This window comes from Protofrankia sp. Cas8 (assembly GCF_963555845.1).
GTDB lineage: Bacteria > Actinomycetota > Actinomycetes > Frankiales > Frankiaceae > Protofrankia.
On sequence record NZ_CAUVXI010000214.1, the window covers coordinates 3,608 to 6,975 of the forward strand.

3 protein-coding genes are annotated in these 3,368 nt (G+C 60.7%); all 3 read left to right on the forward strand.

Going from position 1 to position 3,368, the window contains the following annotated elements; translation table 11 throughout:
- A partial coding sequence (locus U9977_RS22665) for a WD40 repeat domain-containing protein (protein WP_416210749.1) occupies positions 1-650 on the forward strand: 650 nt, incomplete at its 5' end.
- Between the two features lie 86 nt (positions 651-736).
- Positions 737-2,221 (forward strand): ArnT family glycosyltransferase, encoded by a 1,485-nt coding sequence (locus U9977_RS22670; RefSeq protein WP_322751309.1) that lies wholly within the window; start codon positions 737-739, stop codon positions 2,219-2,221.
- A 64-nt stretch (positions 2,222-2,285) separates the two neighbouring features.
- Positions 2,286-3,368, forward strand: a 1,083-nt coding sequence (locus U9977_RS22675) for a glycosyltransferase (protein ID WP_322751310.1), incomplete at its 3' end; no start/stop codon positions are given.

Here is a 3,368-nt window from a genome sequence, read left to right on the forward strand (position 1 = left end):
GGGCCGGGGCCACTCTCCTGGGTGTTATCAGCACCGAAGGCGGTTCGAACGGCATCAGGTTCAGCCCGCATGGCAACCTGCTCGCCAGCGCGAGCGAGGACAACAGAGTGTGGCTGTGGAACGTCGCCGATCGGACCCGCCCAGCGCTCATAGACAAGCTCGCCGGCCACGTCGACCACGTGAATGCCGTCGCATTCAGCCCCAACGGTCGTCTTCTCGTCAGCGCCAGCGACGACCATTCGATCCGCCTCTGGGATGTGACTGATCCGACGCATCCAACGTCACTGGGATCACCCGTGAGTCGACGTGGAGATGCGGTGACCTCCTTGGCGTTCAACGCCGATGACCGCCTGCTGGCCGTCGCCGGCGCAGACCACACGATCCAGTTGTGGGACATCACCGACCCGCTTCAGCCGGTTCCGTACGGCACACCGCTGACGGCCCATACCGACGGCATCAGAAGTGTCGCGTTCAGTTCGAACGGCGCGGTCCTCGCGAGCGGCGGCGACGACCACACGGTCCTGCTATGGCCAATGGACATCGGTAACGCATTCCGCCGGATCTGTGCTGCTTCGGCCGGCGCGTTGGCGGTGGCCGAGTTGCGGCAGCAACTCTCCGATCTCTCGTTGAGGCCCCCGTGTCCGCAGTGAACCTCATTGCACATTCTTGGCCGCTCGGGTCGAGCTTCTCAGCCGATGCAAGGTCGACACCTCGGAAAACCGGATACAGGCCGGTGGTGGCCCGCCTGCTGCTGCCTTTTCTCGTCGTGATACAAGTGATCTTGTCGATCAAGCTGATCAATGGTAACACGGCGTTTCTTGACGAAGCGACTTATCTTTACGCAGGGCACGAACAAGTTCAGGGGCTCATACACGGCCGCGCCACCGCGTCATACGCTACCTACTTTTCCGGCGCGCCGATAGTCTACCCTATTCTTGCCGCCCTCGTCGAGAAGGTCGGTGGCCTGGTCGGCGTCCGTGCGCTCAGCCTCATCTTCATGGCAGGTGCCACGTGTTGTCTCTTCGGGGTGTCCCGCCGGCTCTTCGACCGGACCTCGGCATTCTTTTCCGGCGCACTATTTGTCGCCCTCGGCCCGACACAATTCCTGGGCGTACTGGCGACGTACGATGCAATGGCGCTCTTCCTGCTAAGCCTTTCTGTCTGGCTCGTCATTCGGGCCCGGGATAGCTCCAAGGGACCCCGATGGCTGGTTTTATCTGGAGTTGCGCTCGGCCTGGCAAACGTTACGAAATATGCATCGGGCATTTTCGATCCGGTGATAATAGTCCTGGTGATGCTTGCTTTTCTGCCCGAGCTGGGGCGCAAACGGGCAACATTCGCGGCTGTGGGCACGGCATGCGTCGTGGCGACGACTCTGATTCCACTGATCGTTCTCGGTGGTAGCAATGTCATGATGGGGATCTCGTCTACGACTACCGAACGCGCCAGCGGTCAGGATTCGGCCTCGATTATCCTATCTCAAAGTTGGCGATGGGTGGGTGCTGTCGCGGTAACCGCCGCTCTTGGCCTCGTGTTCCGGACGCTCGACCGGCGTCGTGTAGCTCCGTGGACAGTTTGCCTACTGCTCACGGTCGTCATCGTACTCGTTCCGGCAAACCAGGCGCGCATCCACACCACGACCTCGCTGATGAAGCATGCAGACTTCGGCGCCTGGTTTGCATGCTCGGTCGCCGGATACGCTGTGGCGTCGACTGGTCGGTGGATAAGCAGCCGCTGGTTTTCGGCCGGAGTCTACCTGGTCGCTGCCGGGATGATCGTTGCGCTATTCCGTCTCGGAAACGAACAGGCGACCAGTTCGTTTCACTCCTGGCCGAATTCTACCAGGCTCGTGGCAGCGCTCGGCCCCCTCACTCGGGACAGGGACGCCATGTATCTGGTGGAGGACTCGTCGGTACCCCAGTACTATCTGAAAAGCCAGGTCAACTGGCGCACTTGGCGCGATACCTACTATTTTTCTTACGATGACTGGGCAAGCGGTACGACACTCGTTGGTATTCCGGCCTACCAGGCGGCGATCCGAGACCACCTATTCAAGGTGATTGTGATCGGATTCGGTTCCACCTATGAGGTCGACCACGCCATTGCCCTCTCGGTCGAAAAGTCCCCTGATTATCGGCTGTTCGCGAGAATTGACGGAGTCAGCGCCGCGGGCCCGTACAGCTATTTTGTCTGGCAATATAAACCTGGGACCGATCATTGATGGCAGGCAGACACCGTCTCCACCTGTCGCCCCGACCATACCCCGACTCCGACCGGAGGAGGCATTGCCGACATTGCTGAACGCGACCACAGCGCAGGCGCCTGTTGGCGGTGCCACCCACGCCACGAAGGACACCATGCCCGCGCCTTTCGAAATGCCAGGCTCGGCGGCGCTGATACCGGTCCGTACGCCGGATGGGCATCATCGGCCTAGCGCTACCGCGGGATCGGAGCCCTCGCTGGGGGTTTCCGGTTGGTCCCATCTGCAGCTCCTCCCGTCGCCACCAAGCGATGAGGAAAAGTACTCCTATCTTCGGCAACACGCCGGCACGCTCGCCGTGTCCTGTTTAGTGGGTTATCTCTGCCTGATCCTCAGCCAAGTTGAAAGTGTCCTTGCCGACTGGCGAGTCCTTGCGCTGAGCCCATTCTTCGTCGTAACCGACATCTTCTTCATCAGCTCCGTGGTCATCAGTGGCGGCGGGCGGGACTTCGACGTGGAACGACACCGGCGACTCGTGACTGAGTGGCGTCCAACCAAGCATCCCGAGGTCGACATCCTGTTGCCGGTTTGCGGCGAACCGATGGATGTGCTTGGCAATACCTGGGCGCATGTCGCCAAGCTTATTGCCGACTACCCGGGCGTCGCCCGGGCGTATGTGCTCGATGACGCGCCGAGTGATGCAGTCAAAATGCTTGCGGCTGCATTTGCCTTTTCGTACGGACGCAGGCCGGACTCGGGCCACCTACGGAAATCGGGCAACCTGAACTTCGGCCTCGGGTGTAGTCGCGGAGAGTTCATCCTCTTGCTTGATGCCGATTTTGTCTGCCGGCAGGATTTTTTGACCGAGACGCTGCCTTACTTCGATGCGGAGCCAGCTCTGGGCATACTTCAGACGCCTCAGTTCTTCCGGGTAGAAAGCAGGCAGAACTGGCTGGAGCGCGGCGCAGGAGCCATTCAGGAGATATTCTACCGCGCGATACAGACCTCCCGGCAGACAATGGGTGCGGCAATCTGCGTCGGGACGTGCGCGGTCTACCGGCGGCGAGCGCTTGAGGAAAACGGAGGATTTACGCAGATCGATCATTCGGAGGACCTTCACACCGGTTTTGACCTGAACCGCATGGGATGGTCCCTGCGCTACATTCCG